20 protein-coding genes and 1 pseudogene are annotated in these 21,167 nt (G+C 60.1%); 14 read left to right on the forward strand and 7 right to left on the reverse strand.

The window, feature by feature from the left end; genetic code table 11:
- The first annotated feature begins 19 nt into the window (after window positions 1-19).
- The 4 genes from pheT to rny all read left to right on the forward strand — a co-directional run bounded on the left by pheT (window position 20) and on the right by rny (window position 5,147).
- The gene (gene pheT, locus HER32_RS14500; RefSeq protein WP_168682380.1) at window positions 20-2,455 is read left to right on the forward strand and encodes a phenylalanine--tRNA ligase subunit beta; all 2,436 of its coding nucleotides are present in this window, start codon (window positions 20-22) and stop codon (window positions 2,453-2,455) included.
- Window positions 2,456-2,717: 262 nt separating this feature from the next.
- Entirely contained in the window at window positions 2,718-3,014 is a 297-nt protein-coding gene (locus HER32_RS14505; RefSeq protein WP_168682381.1) for a hypothetical protein, read from the forward strand.
- A gap of 30 nt (window positions 3,015-3,044) precedes the next feature.
- The gene (locus HER32_RS14510; RefSeq protein WP_149072147.1) at window positions 3,045-3,335 is read left to right on the forward strand and encodes a cell division protein ZapA; all 291 of its coding nucleotides are present in this window, start codon (window positions 3,045-3,047) and stop codon (window positions 3,333-3,335) included.
- Window positions 3,336-3,449: 114 nt separating this feature from the next.
- Window positions 3,450-5,147: a ribonuclease Y gene (rny, locus tag HER32_RS14515; protein ID WP_168682382.1), complete on the forward strand. Its 1,698-nt coding sequence runs from the start codon at window positions 3,450-3,452 to the stop codon at window positions 5,145-5,147.
- A gap of 122 nt (window positions 5,148-5,269) precedes the next feature.
- Here rny and HER32_RS14520 read toward each other — a convergent pair whose 3' ends face one another.
- Window positions 5,270-6,010 carry a hypothetical protein gene (locus HER32_RS14520; protein ID WP_168682383.1) on the reverse strand — a complete coding sequence of 247 codons (741 nt, stop codon included), beginning with the start codon at window positions 6,008-6,010 and terminating at the stop codon, window positions 5,270-5,272.
- A 448-nt stretch (window positions 6,011-6,458) separates the two neighbouring features.
- On the opposite strand from HER32_RS14520, the gene HER32_RS14525 reads away from it, so the two are divergent.
- Entirely contained in the window at window positions 6,459-7,208 is a 750-nt protein-coding gene (locus HER32_RS14525) for a hypothetical protein (protein WP_168682384.1), read from the forward strand.
- A gap of 151 nt (window positions 7,209-7,359) precedes the next feature.
- On the opposite strand, the gene HER32_RS14530 is transcribed toward HER32_RS14525, so the two are convergent.
- Together HER32_RS14530 and HER32_RS14535 are read right to left on the reverse strand one after the other, a co-directional pair.
- The gene (locus HER32_RS14530) at window positions 7,360-7,797 is read right to left on the reverse strand and encodes a hypothetical protein (protein ID WP_168682385.1); all 438 of its coding nucleotides are present in this window, start codon (window positions 7,795-7,797) and stop codon (window positions 7,360-7,362) included.
- A 131-nt stretch (window positions 7,798-7,928) separates the two neighbouring features.
- Entirely contained in the window at window positions 7,929-9,332 is a 1,404-nt protein-coding gene (locus tag HER32_RS14535; RefSeq protein WP_168682386.1) for a mercuric reductase, read from the reverse strand.
- Window positions 9,333-9,455: 123 nt separating this feature from the next.
- Between HER32_RS14535 and HER32_RS14540 the strand changes: the two genes are divergently transcribed.
- On the forward strand, window positions 9,456-10,187 hold the full coding sequence (locus tag HER32_RS14540) for a hypothetical protein (protein WP_168682387.1): 732 nt from the start codon (window positions 9,456-9,458) through the stop codon (window positions 10,185-10,187).
- Window positions 10,188-10,362: 175 nt separating this feature from the next.
- Entirely contained in the window at window positions 10,363-11,595 is a 1,233-nt protein-coding gene (locus tag HER32_RS14545; RefSeq protein ID WP_149072140.1) for an NADP-dependent isocitrate dehydrogenase, read from the forward strand.
- A gap of 100 nt (window positions 11,596-11,695) precedes the next feature.
- Here the strand turns inward: HER32_RS14545 and HER32_RS14550 are convergent, their stop codons facing one another.
- The 3 genes from HER32_RS14550 to sucD form a co-directional block, all read right to left on the reverse strand.
- A complete protein-coding gene (locus HER32_RS14550; protein WP_168682388.1) occupies window positions 11,696-12,496 on the reverse strand; it encodes a hypothetical protein in 801 nt (266 codons plus the stop codon).
- A 279-nt stretch (window positions 12,497-12,775) separates the two neighbouring features.
- Window positions 12,776-13,144: a DUF4870 domain-containing protein gene (locus HER32_RS14555; RefSeq protein WP_168682389.1), complete on the reverse strand. Its 369-nt coding sequence runs from the start codon at window positions 13,142-13,144 to the stop codon at window positions 12,776-12,778.
- Window positions 13,145-13,292: 148 nt separating this feature from the next.
- Window positions 13,293-14,174 carry a succinate--CoA ligase subunit alpha gene (sucD, locus tag HER32_RS14560; RefSeq protein ID WP_149072193.1) on the reverse strand — a complete coding sequence of 294 codons (882 nt, stop codon included), beginning with the start codon at window positions 14,172-14,174 and terminating at the stop codon, window positions 13,293-13,295.
- Window positions 14,175-14,420: 246 nt separating this feature from the next.
- Between sucD and HER32_RS14565 the strand changes: the two are divergent.
- Together HER32_RS14565 and HER32_RS14570 are read left to right on the forward strand one after the other, a co-directional pair.
- Window positions 14,421-15,395: pseudogene (locus tag HER32_RS14565) on the forward strand (PLP-dependent cysteine synthase family protein); the annotation flags it as partial.
- A 44-nt stretch (window positions 15,396-15,439) separates the two neighbouring features.
- Complete coding sequence (locus tag HER32_RS14570) at window positions 15,440-15,847, forward strand: response regulator (RefSeq protein ID WP_149072136.1); 408 nt, start codon at window positions 15,440-15,442, stop codon at window positions 15,845-15,847.
- 103 nt (window positions 15,848-15,950) lie between these two features.
- Here the strand turns inward: HER32_RS14570 and ade are convergent, their stop codons facing one another.
- Entirely contained in the window at window positions 15,951-17,606 is a 1,656-nt protein-coding gene (gene ade, locus HER32_RS14575; RefSeq protein WP_168682391.1) for an adenine deaminase, read from the reverse strand.
- A gap of 281 nt (window positions 17,607-17,887) precedes the next feature.
- Between ade and HER32_RS14580 the strand changes: the two genes are divergently transcribed.
- The 5 genes from HER32_RS14580 (at window position 17,888) to HER32_RS14600 (ending at window position 21,156) form a co-directional block, all read left to right on the forward strand.
- Window positions 17,888-18,526: a hypothetical protein gene (locus HER32_RS14580; RefSeq protein ID WP_149072134.1), complete on the forward strand. Its 639-nt coding sequence runs from the start codon at window positions 17,888-17,890 to the stop codon at window positions 18,524-18,526.
- A gap of 16 nt (window positions 18,527-18,542) precedes the next feature.
- On the forward strand, window positions 18,543-18,938 hold the full coding sequence (locus HER32_RS14585) for a hypothetical protein (protein WP_168682392.1): 396 nt from the start codon (window positions 18,543-18,545) through the stop codon (window positions 18,936-18,938).
- A 129-nt stretch (window positions 18,939-19,067) separates the two neighbouring features.
- Window positions 19,068-19,481: a hypothetical protein gene (locus HER32_RS14590; protein ID WP_149072132.1), complete on the forward strand. Its 414-nt coding sequence runs from the start codon at window positions 19,068-19,070 to the stop codon at window positions 19,479-19,481.
- Window positions 19,478-20,206 (forward strand): (d)CMP kinase, encoded by a 729-nt coding sequence (cmk, locus tag HER32_RS14595; protein WP_149072131.1) that lies wholly within the window; start codon window positions 19,478-19,480, stop codon window positions 20,204-20,206. The genes HER32_RS14590 and cmk overlap by 4 nt, the downstream gene beginning before the upstream one ends.
- A gap of 65 nt (window positions 20,207-20,271) precedes the next feature.
- Window positions 20,272-21,156: a 4-hydroxy-3-methylbut-2-enyl diphosphate reductase gene (locus tag HER32_RS14600; RefSeq protein ID WP_168682393.1), complete on the forward strand. Its 885-nt coding sequence runs from the start codon at window positions 20,272-20,274 to the stop codon at window positions 21,154-21,156.
- The last annotated feature ends 11 nt before the right edge of the window (window positions 21,157-21,167 follow it).

Below are 21,167 nucleotides of genomic sequence, written 5' to 3' on the forward strand. Positions count from 1 at the left end.
TCTGACGACTGCATTTCTAATGAAAATTTCCCTCGACTGGCTCCGTACCCTGATTCCAACCGACAAACCCGCTGAGGAAATCGGGCGCCTGCTCACCGGCTCGGGCCTGGAAGTAGAAGGCATTGAGGAGCTGGAAAGCGTGCCGGGCGGCCTGCGGGGTGTGGTGCTGGGCACGGTGCTCACTTGCGAAAAACACCCCGATGCCGACAAGCTCAGCCTGACGACGGTGGACGTGGGCGACGCTACCCCGCGCCAGATTGTGTGCGGTGCGCCCAACGTAGCGGCCGGGCAGCGGGTAGTAGTCGCCCTGGAAGGCGCTATGCTGTATCCCAGCGAAGGGGAGCCGTTCAAAATCAAGAAATCCAAGATTCGGGGGGCGGCCTCCGAAGGCATGATCTGCGCCGAGGATGAAATCGGGCTGGGTCACTCGCACGCCGGCATTATGGTGCTCACCACCGACCTGCCCAACGGTACTCCCGCCGCCGAGTACTTCGGCCTGGGCTCCGATTCAGTGTTCGAGATTGGCCTGACACCCAACCGCGCCGACGCGGCTTCGCACTTTGGTGTGGCCCGCGAGCTGCGTGCCCTGCTGCGCCAGCCCTGCCACCTGCCCGATATTAGCGGCTTCCATGCGCCCGCTGAGGCCGCGCACAACATCCGCGTGACCCTGGAAGATGCCGCGGCCAGCCCGCGCTACGCCGGCTTGCTGCTGGATAATGTGCGCGTAGGTCCCTCGCCGGAATGGCTGCAGCGTCGCCTGCGCAGCATTGGCCTCTCGCCCATCAACAACGTGGTGGACGTGACCAACTTCGTGCTGCACGAGTTGGGCCAGCCCCTACACGCCTTCGATGCCAGCCAGATTACCGGCAGCCACGTACGCGTGAAGCGGGCGGAAGAAGGGGAGAAGTTCGTGACGCTGGACGGCGCCGAGCGTACCCTCAAAGCCGCCGACCTCGTCATTGCCGACGCGGAGGGCCAGCCTATGGCCCTGGCCGGGGTGTTCGGGGGCAAAACCTCCGGGGTGTCGGAAGGCACTACGCGCGTGTTCCTGGAAAGCGCCTATTTCAGCCCCGCCGTGGTGCGCAAAACCGGCCAGACCCACCAGCTCAAAACCGATGCTTCCTTCCGCTTTGAGCGTGGCACCGACCCCAACATGGTGCTCATTGCCCTGAAACGCGCTGCCCTGCTGCTGCAGGAAGTAGCCGGCGCAACCGTGGCCGCGCCCATCGTAGATGAATACCCGGCGCACATTGGCCACACTCTGGTGCGCCTGCGTCTGCCCCGAGTGGAAAAGCTCGTGGGCCAGTTCATTGCCCCGGAGCACATCCGCCAGATTCTGACGGACCTCGACATCCTCATCAGCGAGGAGCTGACCGACGAAGCTGGCCAGGCTGAGTGGATCCTGTCGGTGCCGCCGCACAAGGTGGACGTGACCCGGGAGGCGGATATTATTGAGGAAATTCTGCGCATCTACGGCTACAACCACGTGGCGCTGCGGCCGTACAACTCGGCCAGCTACCTGGCCAAGTTCCCGAATCCCGACCCGGAAATCATCCGGCAGAACACGGCGCGCCTGCTGAGCGGGCAAGGCTTCTCGGAAATCATTACCAACTCCATCACCAACTCGCTCTACTTCGAAAAGAACGGGGAGCGGGACGAAACCCTGGTGCCGCTGCTGAACTACAACAGCGCCGAGCTGAACGTGCTGCGCCCCACCATGCTGCACAGCGGCCTGGAAGTGGTGCGCTACAACGTGAACCGTCGCCAGCGCGACCTGAAGCTCTACGAATTCGGCAAAACCTACCACCGCCAGGCCGATGGCCAGTACACCGAGCAGAACAAGCTGGTACTCTACCTGACGGGCAATGCATCGGCGGAAACCTGGCAGCAGAAATCGGAAAAAGCCTCTTATCACCAGTTGGCGGGCGCGGTGCAGCAGGTGCTGGCCTCGCTGGGCTTTGGGCAGCCCGCTTCCCAGCCCGTGCAGCACCCCTACTTGGCCGGTGGGCTCACCCTGCTGGCCCAAAACCAGCCGGTAGCGCAGCTGGGCGCCGTGTCGGGCACGGTGCTCAAGCAGCTGGACGTGTCGCAGCCGGTGTGGTACGCCGAGCTGGACTGGGACTGGCTGATGCGCAAGTACAAGAACACGCTGGTGGCCCGGGAGTTGCCCAAGTTCCCGGAAGTGCGCCGCGACTTGAGCTTGGTAGTTGATAAAACCGTCACCTTCGACCAGTTGCAGCAGATTGCCCGCCGGGCCGAGAAAAAGCTGCTGCAGCAGGTGAATGTGTTTGACGTGTACGAGGGCGAAAACTTGGGCGCCGGTAAAAAGTCTTATTCCGTGAGCTTTCTGCTGCAAGACCCTACCCAAACCCTCACCGATCAGGCCATCGATGGCGTAATGCAGCGCCTCATTGACCAATTCGAGAAGCAGGCTGGCGCGGTCATTCGCCGTTAAGGAAAACGGGTATCGTATACTTCCTGGCTGCCAACGAACCAGCCGGGAAGCCAGCTGCCTTGGTCCTGTGCTGGTATCGAGCAATGGCGCTGTCGCGTCTACTTAGGACATCCAGGGTCTGGAGCCAGGTTCCGCTGGAAACGAGGGAAGAAAGGAGTTGCGGTGATTGGGAGTGGGCAGGAAGTTAAAGCGCAACTTTAAGTGCGGAGTACTACAGCCCGTAACTTCGTCTTACATTAGCTTCCAAAATATTTCCCAGTCAATGGCCTCCACTCAGCAACTTGCCCAACTCGACCGCCTGGAGCGGCAGGTAACCACCTTAGTGGCTGCTTATCAGCAGTTGCGCGAGGAGTTGGCCGATGCCCACACCACGGTTCAGCAGCTGCGCGCCGAGGTGCGCGACCGGGAGCGGCAGTTGAAGGATTTCCAGAATCAGGAGAATATCACTAAACTTGTCAATACCATAGCAGGAGAACCTGCCAACGTTAACGAGCTAAAACTTCGCCTCAACGAATACATCCGCGAAATAGATAAGTGCCTTGCCTATTTGAGGGAGTAACGACCATCTACCCTGCCAGCCCGCCTGCTGATGACTGAATTATCCATCAAAATCCGCGTTGCCGACCGTGACTACCCCATGCGGGTGGCCGCCCAGGACGAAGAGCGTTTGCGCCTTGCCGGGCGCATGCTGAACGAGCGGCTACGCGAATTCAGGGACCAGTACGGCATTCAGGACAAGCAGGACCTGCTGGCCATGTTGGCCCTGGCCACCATGGCCGACCGCCTGAAAGTGGGCAAGGAGAAGGACGGTACCGATGCCGCTCTAACCGAACGCCTCGCGCGCTTGGATGAGCTGTTGTCGGGGGTAGTACTCGGGTAGCGGCGTAGCCGCGTGCGTTTAGGAGCCCGCGGGGCCAGGGAGCAAACGGCTCCGTGGCCCCGCGGCTTCGCAGTTCTCTGCTATGGTTTTCCTCACCATCCAACACCATAGCTCATGTCCGAAACTCTTTATATTGTCTTAGCTGCCGTCGTAGCCCTTGTGGTCGGCGTGCTGCTGGGGCGCCTGCTGGCGGGTAAAGCCCGGCAGGACCACGAAGCCGACGCCAAAGCCCGCGCGCAGCAACTGCTGCAGGAGGCCGAACAGCAGGCCAACCGCATCCGCGACGAGCGGATTCAGCAATCCAAGGACAAGTTCCGCAACCTCAAGCAGGAGTTTGAGCAGGAAAGCCGCCGCCAGAAGCTGGCCCTGGAGCAGGAGCTTACCGAGCGCCGCGCTACTGTAGTAGAGCAGGAGCAGAGCATCAAGCAGCTCACCCAAACCACCCAGAAGCAGCTCGAGCAAATCCAGCGCAAGGAAAAGGAGCTGGATATTGCCCGCGAAAAGATTGAAACCCAGGCCCAGCAGCAGCGCGAGCGGCTGGATGCCCAAGATGAAAAGCGCCGCCAGACCCTGGAAAACCAGCTGGCTAAGCTGGAACAGCGCGAGCGGGAAGTAGAAGACGAACTCGAAACTACCCGCCACGACCTCAGCGAAAAGCAGCGTCTGGTGCAGCAGCAGCTCGAAGCTATTTCTGGGCTCACGGCATCCGAAGCCCGCGAACAGCTGGTCGAAAGCCTCAAGAACGAAGCCCAGATTCAGGCCAGCTCCTACATCAAGGACGTAGTGGCCCAGGCCAAGCTCACGGCAACGAAAGATGCCAAAAAGGTAGTGCTCGAAACTATTCAGCGCACCGCCGCCGAGCACGCCATCGAAAACTGCGTGAGCATCTTCAACATCGAAAGCGACGATGTGAAGGGCAAAATCATTGGCCGCGAAGGCCGCAACATTCGCGCCCTGGAAGCCGCAACCGGCGTTGAAATCATTGTGGACGACACGCCCGAGGCCATCATCATCTCCGGCTTCGACCCGGTGCGCCGCGAAGTGGCCCGCCTTTCGCTGCACCTGCTGGTGAAGGACGGTCGTATTCACCCGGCCCGCATCGAGGAGATTGTGGCTAAAACCCGCAAGAACATCGACGAGGAGATTGTCGAAATCGGGGAGAAAACCATCATCGACCTGGGCATCCACGGCCTGCACCCCGAGCTTATCAAGATGGTGGGCCGCATGCGCTTCCGGTCCTCCTACGGTCAGAACCTGCTTCAGCACTCCCGCGAAGTAGCTAACCTCTGCGCCACCATGGCCGCCGAGCTGGGCCTGAACGTGAAGCACGCCAAGCGCGCCGGTCTGCTGCACGACATTGGCAAGGTAAGCACCGAGGAGCCCGAACTGCCCCACGCCATCCTGGGCATGGAAATGGCCAAGAAGTACAAGGAGCATCCCGACGTGGTCAACGCCATTGGCGCCCACCACGACGAAATCGAGATGACGGCCATGATTTCGCCCCTGGTGCAGGCCTGCGACGCCATCAGCGGCTCCCGCCCCGGCGCCCGCCGCGAGATGATGGAAAGCTACATCAAGCGCCTCAAGCAGCTGGAAGAAACCGCCGTGAGCTTCGATGGGGTGCTGCAGTGCTACGCCATCCAGGCTGGCCGCGAGCTGCGCGTGATGGTGAATGCCGACAACGTAACCGACGACCGCGCCCAGGAGCTGAGCTACGAAATTTCCCAAAAGATTGAAAAGGAAATGCAGTATCCCGGCCAGATCAAAATCACCGTTATCCGCGAAATGCGCGCCGTATCCTACGCCAAGTAGGGGAGAGGTAGCAAAAGCGCAAACGCCCGCCGCGACAAGAGTTGCGGTGGGCGTTTTGTATATGAAGATGAAGCAAAGGCGGCTTAGCCTACTATTGTTTAAACGTATTGCGCGGGGAGGAGCTACGGCAACTGCGAAGCCAGATACCATACAAACAGCAACGAAAGCCCCAGTGCCGACAGCCGCAGTAATTGTCTGGTGCTACCCTCCAGGGTGGGGGTAGGCACCGTTGATTGAGCCTGGAGCAGCAGGGCTACTACCCGGACGCGCTCCGTCCAAAGCAGAAACGCTAGCCCCAGCGTCAGCACCATCGACTGCACTAGTGCTCCGGCGTTCAGGTGGTAGAACACGTTAATCAGCACCAAATTGCCCATCACGGCCAGCAGCACAAATACCCCCAGCAGCAACGTTCGCCGAAACAGGAGCAGCCCGGCACCCACGATCTGCAACCCGGCTATAATCAGCCCAAATGCGGCTGAATACCCGAAGTAGTACCACGTCAGCCACTCGCCCGACTGCTGGTTCATGGGCTGCGCAGCTACTTCGGTGGGTACCACAAACTGCAGCCCGAAGAGCTTCTTCCAGCCGAAGCTGGCAATGTTGAAGGCTAAGCAGTAGCGGATAATTCCGAACAACCATCCGTAGACTCGCTCCGAGTTGATGCGCTGCCGTCTTTCCAGTCCCTGCCACACCATCGGAAATACCAGTCCCGCCAGCAAAGCTGCCCCCACCAACGAAAACACCACCACTGGCGGAAACCACGCTAGGCTGCCGCTATTGCCCAGCACCAGCAGCAGCGCCACCACCACTAGGGCCGCTACAAGGCAGGTAGCAAATTTTTGGAGGAAAGAAGTGCCTGCCATATCGCAAAAGGAAAAGAAGAGGGATGGAGCCACCCAGCGGTGGCAGTATGTCTTGCTGACTAGTTTTCTCGCCCAGCCGTTGCCCAGCCCTACTCTTTTCTATTTCCTATCCGTCACCCGCGCCGGCGCTGGGTGCGCCACCGAAGCAGACGCGCAGCCCAGTTACTTGAGCATAAAAGTCACTCGGCACAGCCGAGCGACGGCGGCAGTGGGGAAATGCAATACCTTGGCCCGATAAAAATCACAATTATTTGCTGAATGTGCGCCGTATCCTACACCAGGAGGCGCGGCCCAATACATTCAAAGGGGCGGTACAACTCCAGGTTGTGCTGCCCTTTTTTGTCTATTGGCAGTGGTGGCCGCACCACAAGCTAGCGGGGTATTCGTCTCTGTGTTTGTGGTTTATGTAGTTTCTGCTTACATAGACTGATTATTTCATTTGTTACTTGTGCGCTTTATCCTTCCGCTTTTTTTATCGGTCCTGACGAGCTGCACGATCTACACGCCGTTGCAGCCACCCGCTCCAGCCATTCGGGCCAAGGGAGACCTGGATGCCAGCGTGGGTCTGCGGCTGAGTACGCACGTCGAGGGTTCGGCTACGTACTCGCCGCTGAACCATGTGCTGGTGCGCTTGGCCGGTGGTGGTACACCCCTACCGCCGGCTGGACCCACGGTGCAGTTTGCCATGGCTCAGGTTGAAGGCAGTTTAGGTACGTATTGGCCGCTGGGGCCGCGGTGGATGGCCGGCGGCTTGGCTGGTCTGGGTATTGGCCGGAGCCGGTTGCGGTATCCACAGAGCATCTACGGCGAGAATTACCGGGCCCGGTTCCGTCGCCCATACGGGGAAGTGTATCTGCAGTGGTACGCCTCGCCTTACGTAGCAGTAGGCACCACGTACCGTCTGACCCAGGCACGCTACTCGTCCTTTACCAATGCCGGCGTGCCCACCGCAGTCCGCAATGTGGTGCGCAGTGAGCCGCTGCTGTTCGTGCGGACTGGCCCCGACCGGAACACAGCATCAGGGGCCATCCAGGGGCAATTGTCTATCGGGCTGTCGACGGCGCACGGGCCGCGTCAGCACCGGACGGGTGACATAACGGCCCCGCCTATGTACCAGGCCAAACTCAGTACCATCTATACGACGCTCTGCCTTATCGTGCGGCCGCACTTGCTGTGGCAACCGAAAAGTAGGCTCTAAGGCTGTGCCTCCCCGTCAGCACAATCCCCAAACGGCGCAGGTCTGATCTGCCGCGTTGCGGCGGTAGAGGTGCAACCTCCGCGCTATAGCTGGGTACGGGTTACGCTGCGTTAACCTCGCGCCAATTGAGGAGGCGGTTGCGTGTTGAACGCTACTGTCGTCGGAGGTCTAGGTACTTTGCGTCGCAGTTGCCGAAGCGGGTGTAGTCATTCATCGAGTTGCCGTAATTCTGAATGCGCAAGGTGTTGTCTTCCCAGGCAGCAGAAATATCTTCTGCGGGTTCCTGCCCCTTCAGACCAATAAAGGTGAAATAGGTGCCGTCCGCTTCTTGGCTGATTTCCACTCTGCCGCTGGTGGTAAGGCCATTGGTGCAAGAAAACGAGTAGGTGCTGCCGTGCCGGGTAATCGTGATGGACAACGGGCAGATGGCGGTATCCAGTACTGCGTAAGTACCGGTGTAATCCGGTGCAGGTTTGGGCGAGGCGGAACCAGCTGTGGCGCTGTCGGCCACCTTGGCAGCTGGGTGCGGTAGGCGGGCAACAGCGGGGCTACTGGTAGCCGTAGCAGGTGGCGCCGATTCGCAGGCCATGAACGAGCATAGCGCAGCTAAGGCAGACAGTCGGGTGCAGCATTGGAACATACGGGGCAGGAAATTGAGAAAGTACAGCGGCAAGGTTGTAAAAAAGCCTGCATGCTGCTAGTCCTGCCGCCTACCGGCTGCTATCTGGCTTTCACCAGCTTCGCAAACAGGTTGTTTAGCGCCTCGGCCCAGGTGGGGTGGGCAAACACCGTGTCCTGGAGCTGCTCACAGGTAAGCCGGCCCGCCATAGCCAGCTGAATCATCGACATGATTTCTCCGCCCTGCTCGCTGAAAATGGCCGCCCCGATGATGCGCCGCCGCTCGTCTACCAGCACTTTCATAAAGCCCGTGGTGTGCCCCGTTTGCAAGGCCCGGCCCACCACCCGCACCGGCATGGAAGCTACGTGGTAGGGAATCTTCTGGTGGCGCGCCTGTTGCTCCGAGAGGCCAATGCGCCCGAGCTGCGGCTCCGTGAACACCACGTAGGGGAGGGGACGGGCCTTGGCCGAGCGCCGCTTGCCGTGCAGGAGCGCGTCGCGCACCACCCGGTAGTCGTCGTAGGCCAGGTGCGTGAACTGCGGCCCCGGGTGCACGTCGCCCAGGGCATATATGCCCCGCACATTGGTTTGCAGCCGCTCATTTACCTGGATATAGCCCCGCTCATCCACCTCGATGCCAGCTTGGTCTAGTCCCAGGTCGTCGGTGTTGGGCGTGCGGCCGGTGGCTACCAGCAGGTGTGTGCCCTGCAGGCGCCGCTCCCCAGCGGGGGTGCTGGCCGTGAGCGTATACTGCCCCGCCTTGTTGCGCGACACCCGCCGTACCTCGGCGCCCAGTACCACCGCCACGCCGTCGGCTTCCAGCTGCGCCTGCATGGCGGCGCACACGTCCGAGTCTTCGTGTTCCAGCAGGCGGTCGGCATGTTCGATGATGGTCACGCGGCTGCCGAAGCGGCGGAACATCTGCCCGAACTCCAGCCCCAAATAGCCTCCACCCAGAATCAACAGATGTTCCGGCAGCTCTTTAAGGTCCAGGATTTCCACGTTCGTCAGGAATCCGCTTTCCGCCAGCCCGGGTATGTCCGGCACCGCTGCCCGCGTGCCCGTGTTGATGAAAATCAGCGGGGCCGTCACCAGCTGCTCCTGACTACCCGTGAGGGCCACCTGCACCGTGCGCTTGTTAGTGAACGTGGCGTGCCCGTGCAGCACCGTGATGCCCGACTGCTCTTTGGTGAGGTTGCGGCGCACTCCGTCGCGCATCTGCTGGATGATGGCGTCCTTGCGGGCCACAATAGCCCGCAGGTCGGGCCGGGGCGCACTGGCCTGCACGCCGTACTCGGCGGCGGTTTCTACCTGCCGCACCCGCTCGGCTGAGGCCAGCATGGCTTTCACCGGCGAGCAGCCGTAGTTGATGCAGGACCCGCCCAGTAGGTTTTTTTCCACCAATACCACCTTCCGGCCGGCTCGGGCCAGAGCCGTTGCCAGCGGGTTGCCGGCCTGGCCCGAGCCAATAATCAATGCGTCGCAGGAAAGAGTAGCCGCTGCCATAGGAAACCAAGTGAAGCCCGACGGTAGTGCCGCGCTGCCTTCCATACGGGGCTATGGGGGCCACGGCTACACAACGAAACCGGGTTTTTGTCGTTCTGCCCCCGACCATCCCTCCGAAACCTCATGCAAAATGCCTTCCGAGTTGCCCTGGCCGGTGTGCCGCTGCTGCTGAGCAGCTGTGCTTCTATGTACTTTCCACCCGCCCCCAACGCGCCCCTGCTCACGCAGAAGGGCGAATTTAGCGGCGGGGCTCACGTCAACTTTCAGGGCAACTTCACGGCGCAGGGAGCTTATGCGGCCACCAACCACCTGGGCATCATCGGCACAGCGTCCTTTCTGCACACCGATAAAAAGAAAAAGGCCCTGGACCACGACTTCGGCGAGTTTGGCGTGGGCTACTTCACCCGCCTGAAGGACAAGCGCGTCATCGAGGCCTACGCCGGCTACGGCTTTGGCACCAGCAGCCGCACCGAGCGCACCCGCGAAGGCGAAGTGACGGAACGCCGCGACGCCCGTCTCGAAAAGTACTTCGTGCAGGTGAACTACTCCTCTAAGGACAGCAAAACCGTGCGCCTACTCCAGCGCGACTGGCCCATCAGCTACGGCACGGCCCTACGCGTGAGCTATATGAACATGTACGACTTCCAGCTCAACAACCAGCCCGGCCCCTCGGAAACCAACATTCTGCTGGAGCCCATTACCTGGACGCGCGTGGGTTTGTTCGGGCCGGTGCAGTTTCAGTTCATCAGCGGCAGCAACTTCGGCTTGCGCCACCGCAAGTACATGAAGGCCGCCAACTCGGTCTTCAATTTCGGCCTCATCTTCAGCGTAGGCGGGCAGGAAGGCCGGCGGTAGTCGGGCGCAGTAGAGTCATTTTGGGGTAGTTCATTTGGGCTGGGTAGTGAGTCATGAAGAATACTCACTTATTATTGAAGCCGGAAACGTGCACTCTATGCTGGCCCAACTCGGTGCTGGCGCGTATGACACTGCGCTCTTCCCGCCATAATACCCGCTAAACCCGCTCACCAACATGACCAAAATCAAAGTAGCCAACCCCGTAGTAGAGCTTGATGGCGACGAAATGACGCGCATCATCTGGAAGTTTATCAAGGACAAGCTGATTACGCCCTACCTCGACCTCGACATCAAGTACTACGACCTCGGCATCGAGTACCGCGACGAGACCAACGACCAGGTGACCATCGACGCGGCCAACGCCATCAAGCAGTACGGCGTGGGCATCAAGTGCGCCACCATCACGCCCGACGAGGAGCGGGTAAAAGAATTCAACCTCAAGCAGATGTGGAAGTCGCCGAACGGCACCATCCGCAACATCCTCGACGGCACCGTATTCCGCGAGCCTATCGTGATGCAGAACGTGCCGCGCCTGGTGCCCAACTGGACCGCGCCCATCTGCATCGGCCGCCACGCCTTCGGCGACCAGTACCGCGCCACTGACTTCGTAACCAAGGGCAAGGGCAAGCTCACCATCACCTTCCAGCCCGAGGACGGTGGCGAGGCGCAGTCGTTTGAGGTGTTCAACTTCAAGAGCGACGGCGTGGCCCTGGCCATGTACAACACCGACGAAAGCATCCGCGGCTTTGCCCACGCCTGCTTCAACCAGGCTCTGATGAAGGGCTGGCCGCTGTACCTGAGCACCAAGAACACCATCCTGAAGAAGTACGACGGCCGCTTCAAGGACATCTTCCAGGAGATTTACGAGCAGGATTATCAAGACAAGTTCAAGGCCGCCGGCATCACCTACGAGCACCGCCTCATCGACGACATGGTGGCCTCAGCCCTGAAGTGGAACGGCAACTTTGTGTGGGCCTGCAAAAACTACGACGGCGACGTGCAGAGCGACACCGTGGCCCAGGGCTTCGGCTCACTTGGTCTGATGACGTCCACCCTGGTAACGCCCGATGGCGGCACCATGGAGGCTGAAGCCGCCCACGGCACCGTGACGCGCCACTACCGCGACCATCAGAAAGGCAAGCCCACGAGCACCAACCCCATTGCCTCCATCTTCGCCTGGACGCGTGGCCTCGAGTTCCGCGGCAAGCTCGACGGCAACCAGGAGCTGATTGACTTCTGTCACGCCCTGGAGCAGGTGTGCATCGAAACCGTGGAAAGTGGCAAGATGACCAAGGACCTGGCCGTCTGCATCCACGGCAACAAGGTAGAGCACGGCCGCGACTACCTCTACACCGAGGAGTTCCTGGAGGCCCTGGATACCAACCTGAAAGCCAAGCTGGGCCAGTAAATACCGCCTTTCCTTAAATAAAGCGCCCGTCCGGCTATCCGGATGGGCGCTTTTGTAGGTGGGAAGCTGTGGCGCAGGCAGGCGCACCGCGTACGGCCGCTCAGAGTTCCTCTACTTCCAGCTCCAAGTCGAAGTTGTAGTCCAGCGCGTAGGTAGCTTTGGGCTCCCGCTGGCGCAACGCCGTTTGTGTTTCCGTTACGGGCATCCACCGGGCGGGCTGTTTGAGAGTCGGAGCTCGCCACACCCAGCTCTGGCACTGCCCAGGGTTTTCTACCATGCGGTAGGCCAGGGTCGGAAATAAACTTTCTGCCACCAGCCGGGACGCGCCAGCAGATGATGCAACCTCCGCGTAGAAATACACGCGTGCGCCCTCGCCTTTTCTAAGTTTGGGGTTCTGTAAATCCAACTCTTGGGGCACTGATTTGCTATTCAGTGGATGCGACAGCCAGTGGCGGCGCACGTAGGTTTCCTTCGGGTGTGTGGTCAAACCTTCGGCCACAATGAACAGCCCCTGCGCCGGCACCACCACCCGTTGATCGGCCACATCGAAGCGCAGCCAGCCCTTCTTTTCGCCCGCATTATCGGGCGTCAGCAGCAGCTTTTGCGCCAGCAGGCTCTGGGCATCGGTGGGCGCTTGGGCGCGGGCGCCAGGGCTAAGCCAAAGCGCCACGCGGCCTTCCTGAAAGTTGCGCCGCGCCGCAAACATACCACTGGCTTTTTCGGGCATTCGGGAGCCCAGCCGCACGCGCACCGCCCGCACCAGGTAGGTGTGGGCCGTGTCCGGTGGGCCATGCCACACGGCCACGCGGCTGGTGGGAAGCAGCTTGTGGCCAAACGACGTGTACAGGCCGCGCGTTTCGCCGGGTGCGCTCAGCAGCCGCGCCTTCGGATGTACGCGCACGGCTACTTCAGGGAGGATAACATGCCGGTAAGCCGAGTCGGACGTAGCAACCTGGCTGAAACCCGGCCAAGGGCTTAATAACCCCACTAGCAAAAGGACCCTCCGGAGGTTAAAAATGCATCGACACATAAAACGATAAATAGCTTATCACTCAAACCCGGCTTCCTGCAGCACCACCGATTGCCCCACGCGACTCTGTCGCCACTGCTGCGTCACGGTGTCGCGGTACCAGCTTTCGGCCGTTTACAACAGAGCAGATAAGGAAGCGCCCGGCTGCGTCTAGGAAATAAGCTTCAGACACAGCGGATATGACCACAGAACCCCGTCCCGGGCCTTTACTGCGCCAACGATGGGGAAGATAATGGATATCAGCCCCAGGGCCATCAGCAGCGGAATACCGATCAGCACGATGCACAGCAGCGCACCTACCGCCCCGTAAATCAGAGTGCTGATAATCCAGTTGACGACCATTTTGCCGTGGGCATCGAGGCCCGGTATTTCATCCTTCTTGGTCTGCCACAGCACAATCGGGACGATGTAGCCCGCCCCGGGCACCAGCAGCCCGGCCAGCTGGGAAAGATGCAGGTAAGTTGCCCATTCGCGCAGGTTGGCGTCGGCGTGCAGATTGTCCGTATCCAGATTGTTCATGTAGCAGGGGATAAGGCGAAAAGATGGCGCAAAATAAGAGTCGCTCAATCATTAACATCCTGGCCCGACGAGATTATCTAAAACAAAAAACGCGGCGCCTCCCAGCCAGGGGAAGCGCCGCGTTTTAGCTTACGGAGAAAGCCGAACTCTACTTGCCGCTCAGCACGCGCAGCATGGTGTCGCCAATTTCGGCGGGCGAGTCTACCACGTGGATGCCGCACTCGCGCATGATGGCCATTTTCGCGGCGGCCGTGTCGTCGGCGCCGCCTACGATGGCACCGGCGTGGCCCATGCGGCGACCGGGAGGGGCCGTCTGGCCGGCAATGAAGCCAACTACGGGCTTCTTGTTGCCGGTTTCCTTGATCCAGCGGGCGGCCTCGGCTTCCATGCCGCCGCCGATTTCGCCAATCATCACGATGCCTTCGGTTTCGGGGTCGTTCATGAGCAGCTCCACGGCTTCCTTAGTGGTGGTGCCGATGATGGGGTCACCTCCGATGCCGATGGCCGTGGTCTGGCCCAGGCCGGCTTTGGTGAGCTGGTCAACGGCTTCGTAGGTCAGTGTGCCCGACTTTGACACGATGCCTACGCGGCCTTTCTGGAAAATAAAGCCGGGCATGATGCCCACTTTGCACTCGCCGGCGGTCATTACGCCGGGGCAGTTGGGCCCGATCATGCGCAGACCTTCGCGGCCCTTCAGGTATTCTTTCACCGCAATCATGTCCTTGGTGGGGATGCCCTCGGTGATGGTCACGATAACCTTGATGCCGGCATCAGCAGCTTCCATGATGGCGTCGGCGGCGAAAGCCGGGGGCACGAAAATGATGCTGGTATCGGCGCCGGCCTGCTCTACGGCCTCGGCCACGGTGTTGAACACGGGCCGGTCGAGGTGCTGGGTGCCACCTTTGCCGGGCGTCACGCCGCCTACCACGTTGGTGCCGTACTCAATCATCTGCTGGGCATGGAACGAGCCTTCGGAGCCAGTAAAGCCCTGCACAATCACTTTGGAATCCTTGTTGACCAGAACACTCATAGAAGTGGGGTTAGCGGAAAATTGCGGGTTGAGGGTGGGAATTTCGCCGGCAGCCAAAGGCATCGGCGGGGCAAAAGTAGGCTTTTTTAGGTGGAGCGCGAAGCCTTGTTTGCCATGGGCCGGGCGGGGCAGAAGCCGATGGGGCTTGGCGGGTGGAGGACTTTCCAGGAAAGCCGGCCCGGCCCCCGGGCTACGGCGGCAAATCCGTACCTTTGCCGGCTCTCACCCAGATGACCTTTTCTGATAATGTACCTGAATAATATTGTTGAAGCCATTGGCAACACGCCCCTGGTCAAGCTCAATAAAGTAGCCGACGGCATCAAAGGCACCGTGCTGGCCAAAGTAGAATACTTTAACCCCGGCAACTCGGTGAAAGACCGCATGGCCGTGAAAATGGTAGAAGATGCCGAGAAAGCCGGTATTCTGAAGCCCGGCGGCACCATCATCGAAGGCACCAGCGGCAACACGGGCATGGGCCTGGCGCTGGCCGCCATTGCCAAGGGCTACCAGTGCATCTTTGTGATGAGCGACAAGCAGAGCAAGGAAAAGCAGGACATTCTGCGGGCCGTGGGTGCTCAGGTAGTGGTATGCCCCGTAGACGTAGCCCCCGAAGACCCGCGCAGCTACTACTCGGTGGCGCGCCGCCTGAGCCAGGAGACGCCCAACTCGTTCTACCCCAACCAGTACGACAACATGTCGAACACGGCGGCCCACTACGAAAGCACCGGCCCCGAAATCTGGAAGCAAACCGAGGGCACCATCACCCACCTGGCCTGCGGCGTGGGCACCGGCGGCACCATCTGCGGCACGGCCAAGTACCTGAAAGAGCAGAATCCTAACCTCGTGGCCGTGGGCCTCGACACCTACGGCTCGGTGTTCAAGAAGTACAAGGAAACGGGTATTTTCGATGAAAACGAAATCTATCCATACAAGACGGAAGGCATCGGGGAAGACATTCTACCCAAGAATGTTAACTTCGACCTGATCGACCTGTTCATTAAAGTAACCGACCAGGATGCGGCACTCATGACGCGGCGCCTGGCCAAAGAAGAAGGCTTGTTCGTAGGCTGGTCGTGCGGCTCGGCCGTCCACGGTGCCCTCGAATACGCGAAAGAGCATCTGCAGGAAGGCGACACCATGGTCATTATCCTGCCCGACCACGGCACGCGCTACCTCGGTAAAATTTACAACGACGACTGGATGCAGGCCCAGGGCTGGCTTTAAGCTACCCTGTACCTTCTCTTGCCGGCTTTATCCTCTTCCTTATGACGCAGAAGTTGCAGCGCATTGTGCTGGTAGATGACAACGAAACCACCAGCTTCCTGAATAACCGCCTGCTCAACCGCCTGGAGGTAGCCGAGCAAATCCAGACCTTTTCCAAAGCCGAGCAGGCCTTTCAGGAACTCTGGGGTGGGCCGAATGCGCAGCCCCGCGCCGATGCACCCAACCTGGTATTCGTGGACCTGAAAATGCCCGGCATGGACGGCTTTGAGTTTCTGGAGCTCTTCAACAAGCTGCCTGATGCCGTGCGCGGGCAAACCGTCATGGCTGTGCTCACCACTTCCATGCACGCTGCCGATACCGCCCGCGTGGCCCAGTACCCCGATGTGGAGTACCTGGCCAAGCCCCTGACGGAAGAAAAAATGCAAAAGCTGCTGAAAAAACGGTTTTAACCAGAGTAAAACTAATAGCAGTGAGAGGTGAGCCTTTCGTTCTGGCAACGCGCCGTTGAACGAAAGGCTCACCTCTCACTGCTATTAGTTTTACATCTGAACCTTACACCACGGCTTCTACAAACCGGAAGGCTTCGCCATCGAACAGGCCTTTGTCGCTGAGCTTAAGGCTGGGAATCACCAGCAGGGCCATAAACGAAAGCGTCATGAACGGGGCCTGCAGCGGGGAGCCGAGCTGTTTGGCCAGCGCATCGACGGCGGCATAGGCCTCGGCCACGTGGTAGCCTTCCCGGTCCGACATCAGGCCTGCCACCGGTAGTGGCAAAACTAGCTCCTGCCCGTCGGGGCCGACGGCAGCCAAGCCACCGCGGGCTTCCATTACCAGATTTACGGCCCGGGCCAAGCTTTCGTCGTCGCAGCCTACGGCCGTAATGTTGTGCGAATCGTGGCCCACGGAACTGGCCAGGGCGCCGCCTTTCAAACCAAAGCCCTGGATAAAGGCCACGGCCGGCGCGGCCGGTTGGTAGCGGTTCACTACGCTCAGCTTGAGAACGTCCCGCGCTACCTCGGACAGTACCATACCATTTTCCGTGCGGGCGGGTACGTCGTGGCGGGCCGTAATCAGCTGCCCGTCGAAGCACTCAATCACGCGCACCGTAGCGGCGGGCTGGGGCGCAGGCAGTTGAAAATCCTCGGCCCGCACGGTGGTGGCCACAAAGTTATTGACCACGGCCACCGGCCCGGCCGGAATGCGCGTCTGCCCATTTTCAGCCACCAGCTGCCCATCCAAGTAGGTCTGTTGCACCCGGAAATCGGTAAGGTTGTCGACCACGATAAAGTCGGCCGCGTCGCCCACGCGGAGGAGGCCCACGGGTAGGCGGTAATGCTCCACGGGGTTGCGGCAGGCCACGCGCAGCACCTTCAGCACGTCCTGGCCGCGGGCCACGGCGCGCTGCACCAGCTGGTTGATGTGGCCCAGCACCAACGTATCGGGGTGCTTGTCGTCGGAGCAAAACATCAGGTTTTCGTAGTGCTCCGGCAGTAAGTCAATCAGGGCCTCGAAGTTGCGGGCCGCTGAGCCTTCCCGGATCAGGATTTTCATGCCCACGGCCAGCTTGTCCAGGGCTTCTTCGGCCGTGAAGCACTCGTGGTCGGTGCTGATGCCGGCTTCGGCGTAGCGGCGGGCGTCCTCGCCGCGCAGGCCGGGCGCGTGCCCATCCACGGGGCGGCCGTACTGCTGGGCCAGCCTGATTTTCTCCATCACGCCGGCGTCGCGGCCGAGTACGCCGGGCCAGTTCATCATCTCGGCTAGGTAGCCGATTTCGGGGTACTCTTTAAATAATAGCTCAATGTCGGCGGCGGTTATTTCAGCCCCGGCCGTTTCGAAGGGCGTGGCCGGCACGCACGATGGCGCCCCAAAGCAAAACTTGAACGGCACCTGCGCCGCGCTCTGAAGCATGTACCGCACGCCTGCCACGCCCAGCACATTCCCGATTTCGTGCGGGTCGGACACCGTAGCCACGGTACCGTGTGTTACGGCCAGCCGGGCAAACTCTGCGGGCACCAGCAAGGAGCTTTCCACGTGCACGTGGGCATCTACAAAGCCAGGCAGGGCGTAGGGGAGGGAGGCGTCGGGCTCGGTGGCGCCGGTAGGCTCAACGGCCGCAATGCGCCCGGCCGCTACGCGTACCGTGGCCGGGCGGATGGTGTTGGCAAACAAGTCGACCACATTGGCCAGCAGGGAAAAATCAGCAGACATAGGCAGCATACTACAAGGGCAACGGGTGGCGTTGCGGGGTAAAGAACCTTAACTTTACGTACATTTTAGCAAGGTTTCCGCCGTGAGAAAGAGTATTTCCCTGTTTTTGGTCGCGTGCATGCTGCTTCTGGTGGGCAGTGCCGCTACGGGCTGTGCGCGCAACTCGTCCCTGCAAAAGAAAACGGCCTCCTACAAGCGCAAAGCCAAGAGCGGTAAGATTCCGTGCCCCTGCGAAAGTCATTAGGGGGCAGGGGTTATTCTAATGCCTAAACTATGTCCATATGAAGCATACTACTATCTATAAGCTGCTATTCTCCGCTGGGTTGGGCATGCTGGCCGGCTCGGCGCAAGCCCAGTACGGAAATAATGCCTTGCCGAAAATTATTACGTACAAGCCAGGTGTCTACCAGCTGCAGGATGGGAGCTGGCGTGCTGGTCAGCTGTACGCTGATGCTGGTGAGCATCTGCGGGTGCGCAACCCCGACGATAAAAAGATTACGGAGTACCAACCCAACGAAGTGCAAACGTTCGTGTTGGCCCTCGACACCTTCAGAGTGGTGCGGGGAGTAGATATTTCGGCCCGACGTCGCTTGTCCAGCGCTTTTGCCAGGCAGCTTTACCGGGCAGGCAGTTTCACGGTTTTTGAGTTGGAGCATAGTGTGCCCGGGGCGGTGGGCGTCTTGGCTCTCGGCGTCACGGAACAGTATAGCCTGGTCGTCCAGCCACGTACCGGCGACGGAGTGCGGGTCCCTGCTACCAGAGGCGCTTTCGAAAAAGCCATGCTGCCACTCGTTGGTGATTGTCCGGAACTAGCCACCAAAATCAAGGCAGGCAAACTAGGGAAGCAACACCTGCGCGAAATCCTGACCACCTACATCCAGTGGGAGCGTACAAAATCACAACCCACCGGCCAGCAATAGTTCTAATTGATCATTCATGTCTTCCGAATCTCCCCTTGCCTCCCTGCGTGCCGCTGCCGAAGCCGTACGCCAGCAGCTCCAGGTAAATGCCTTCGACGCCGCCGCCGTGCAGCGCCTTTCCGACCTGATTGAGGTCCAGCGCCCAGCTATTCAACCGGCCGACCGCGAAGGCGTGGTAATGGCGCTGGGCTGCTTTCTGGGGCAGTGCATGGTAGACACGTATCAGGGCGAATGGGCCGCCGGGCCCGATGGCAGCACGGGCGTGGGGCTGGCCGGAAGACTATTTTTCAACCCCTTCTTCTTGGTAAGCGAGCAGCTGAAAAAAGGCTTAGAGCAGTCGGTGTCTACCTTTTTCGCTTCTATTCCGCAGCGCTTAGCTACGCCGCAACAGCGCAAAAGCTGGATAAAATAAGAATTTTTGAAGAATAATTTCATTTTTCCGCGCTGATTAAATATACTTACTCAACCCACCCTGAGTCCACCCGGAAACACACCTATGGTTGAGTAAACTGGTCAGCTGAGAAGCTGGTCGCAATGAGCAGTGGAAGAATTACGTGCAGCCGCCGAAGCAGTGCGGCAAAACCTGAACATTTCGTCCTTCGACGAGAAAGCCGTGCAAACGCTGGCGCAGTTTATTGAGAAAGAACGCGCTAGCGTGCCCGAAACCGAGCGGGCCGGCGTCATCAACGCCCTGGGGTGCTTTCTGGGCGAATGCATTGCCCGCAGCTTCGGGGGCCAGTGGCACCGGGCCGACAACGGGGAAGTAGGCATCCGGCTCGGCAGCCGAACGTTTGTCAACCCGTTCGGCTCCGTTGAAAAACAATTGCTGCACGGCGCCGTCGATGCCGTGCTGAGCTTGTTTCGGGAGGTGGCGCCCACATTAGCACCGGCAGCTGTAACGCGGAGAACGTGGATACCGCTACCTTTGCCCCCGCGCCGATCCATCTCATCATGAAACAACTCGTCATTGCCATTGATGGCTACTCCTCGTGCGGGAAAAGCACCACGGCCAAGGCCGTTGCCGCTGAGTTAGGCTATGCCTACATCGACACGGGAGCCATGTACCGGGCAGTGACGTTGTACTTGCTGGAACACAGCATTGGTTTCGAGGAGCTGCCGCGCATTGAGCAGGCCCTGCACGATATGACGATTTCGTTTAAGCGTAACCGCCGCACGGGCCGCAACGAGCTGTGCCTGGACGGAGAAATTCGCGAGGATGAAATTCGGCAGATGCGCATTTCCAACTCCGTAAGCGAAGTTTCGGTGATTCCGGCCGTGCGCCATGCTATGGTACGCCAGCAGCAGCGCATGGGCCGCAAGCGCGGCATCGTGATGGACGGCCGCGACATCGGCACCACCGTGTTTCCCGATGCCGAGGTGAAGATTTTCATGACGGCCGATACCCGCACGCGCGCCCTGCGCCGCCAGGAGGAGCTGGCCGTGAAGGGCGAGCAGGTAGAACTCGAAGCTATTATCGACAACCTCGTCAAGCGTGACCACCTCGACTCCACGCGGGCCGAAAGCCCCCTGCGCCGGGCCGCCGACGCGGTGCTCCTCGATACGTCCCATATTACCATCGACGAGCAGGTGGATTTCGTCCTGGAGCGCGTGTCGGCCGTATTATTGGCTACTGCCGCGGCTAACTCCGGCCACTGGGCCGGCAGTGAATCCGTGCGCTAGCGGCCCGTACATTTCGGGCGCGAAAGTTGCACCACATCTTGGCCAGCGTTGTTGAGAAAGAATCTATGAACGTTACCATCGATAAACATTCCGGGTATTGCTTCGGCGTCGAGTTTGCTATTCAAATGGCGGAAGACGAGCTGGCGCACCAGCCCACCCTGTACTGCCTGGGCGATATTGTGCACAACCGTATGGAGGTGGAGCGCCTGCATGCGTTGGGCCTGCGCATCATCGACCGGGAGCAGCTAGGAACGTTACACGACTGCAAAGTGCTGATTCGGGCCCACGGCGAGCCACCGGAAACCTACCAGCTGGCCCTGGAAAACAACCTGGAGCTGATTGATGCTTCCTGCCCGGTGGTGCTCAAGCTCCAGAACCGCGTAAAGCACGCTTTTGATGCTACCACCCGCCAGGATGGGCAGATTGTGCTTTACGGCCAGCCCGGCCACGCCGAAGTGACGGGCCTGAACGGGCAGACGGGTAACCGCGCCATCATCGTTATGAACGAGGAGGACCTCAGCCAGATTGATTTCACGCGTCCCGTTACCCTGTTCAGCCAGACCACCAAAAGCACTGCGGGCTTCTACCGCATGAAGCAGCTGATGGAGGAGCGCATTCAGGCGGCCGGGGGCTCCCTGGAGGCCTTTGATGCCAACGACAGCATCTGCCGGCAGGTAAGCAACCGCGAGCCGGCCCTGCGCCGCTTTGCCACCGAGCACGACATTATCATCTTTGTGAGCGGGCGCAAAAGCTCCAATGGCAAAGCTCTGTTCTCCGTCGTCAACCAAACCAACCCGCGAAGTTACTTCGTGGAAAACGAGCAGGAGCTGGATGAAACCTGGTTTGAGGGCGCGCACTCGGTGGGCATCTGTGGGGCTACCAGCACGCCCATGTGGCTGATGCAGCGCGTAGCCGACCGAATTTCCGCTGTGCCCGAAGCGGCCGTATAGATCCGTCGCCT

Source organism: Hymenobacter sp. BT18, from assembly GCF_012273015.1.
Taxonomy (GTDB): domain Bacteria; phylum Bacteroidota; class Bacteroidia; order Cytophagales; family Hymenobacteraceae; genus Hymenobacter; species Hymenobacter lutimineralis.

What these genes read in the sequence shown, in the direction of transcription:
- cmk (WP_149072131.1), top strand. Translation starts at nt 19,478, where the DNA reads ATGAAACAACTCGTCATTGCCATTGATGGCTACTCCTCGTGCGGGAAA.
- ade (WP_168682391.1), bottom strand. Translation starts at nt 17,606, where the DNA reads ATGTCTGCTGATTTTTCCCTGCTGGCCAATGTGGTCGACTTGTTTGCC.
- rny (WP_168682382.1), top strand. Translation starts at nt 3,450, where the DNA reads ATGTCCGAAACTCTTTATATTGTCTTAGCTGCCGTCGTAGCCCTTGTG.
- HER32_RS14530 (WP_168682385.1), bottom strand. Translation starts at nt 7,797, where the DNA reads ATGGCCTGCGAATCGGCGCCACCTGCTACGGCTACCAGTAGCCCCGCT.
- HER32_RS14600 (WP_168682393.1), top strand. Translation starts at nt 20,272, where the DNA reads ATGAACGTTACCATCGATAAACATTCCGGGTATTGCTTCGGCGTCGAG.
- HER32_RS14505 (WP_168682381.1), top strand. Translation starts at nt 2,718, where the DNA reads ATGGCCTCCACTCAGCAACTTGCCCAACTCGACCGCCTGGAGCGGCAG.
- pheT (WP_168682380.1), top strand. Translation starts at nt 20, where the DNA reads ATGAAAATTTCCCTCGACTGGCTCCGTACCCTGATTCCAACCGACAAA.
- sucD (WP_149072193.1), bottom strand. Translation starts at nt 14,174, where the DNA reads ATGAGTGTTCTGGTCAACAAGGATTCCAAAGTGATTGTGCAGGGCTTT.
- HER32_RS14540 (WP_168682387.1), top strand. Translation starts at nt 9,456, where the DNA reads ATGCAAAATGCCTTCCGAGTTGCCCTGGCCGGTGTGCCGCTGCTGCTG.
- HER32_RS14510 (WP_149072147.1), top strand. Translation starts at nt 3,045, where the DNA reads ATGACTGAATTATCCATCAAAATCCGCGTTGCCGACCGTGACTACCCC.
- HER32_RS14570 (WP_149072136.1), top strand. Translation starts at nt 15,440, where the DNA reads ATGACGCAGAAGTTGCAGCGCATTGTGCTGGTAGATGACAACGAAACC.
- HER32_RS14555 (WP_168682389.1), bottom strand. Translation starts at nt 13,144, where the DNA reads ATGAACAATCTGGATACGGACAATCTGCACGCCGACGCCAACCTGCGC.
- HER32_RS14520 (WP_168682383.1), bottom strand. Translation starts at nt 6,010, where the DNA reads ATGGCAGGCACTTCTTTCCTCCAAAAATTTGCTACCTGCCTTGTAGCG.
- HER32_RS14585 (WP_168682392.1), top strand. Translation starts at nt 18,543, where the DNA reads ATGTCTTCCGAATCTCCCCTTGCCTCCCTGCGTGCCGCTGCCGAAGCC.
- HER32_RS14535 (WP_168682386.1), bottom strand. Translation starts at nt 9,332, where the DNA reads ATGGCAGCGGCTACTCTTTCCTGCGACGCATTGATTATTGGCTCGGGC.
- HER32_RS14580 (WP_149072134.1), top strand. Translation starts at nt 17,888, where the DNA reads ATGAAGCATACTACTATCTATAAGCTGCTATTCTCCGCTGGGTTGGGC.
- HER32_RS14545 (WP_149072140.1), top strand. Translation starts at nt 10,363, where the DNA reads ATGACCAAAATCAAAGTAGCCAACCCCGTAGTAGAGCTTGATGGCGAC.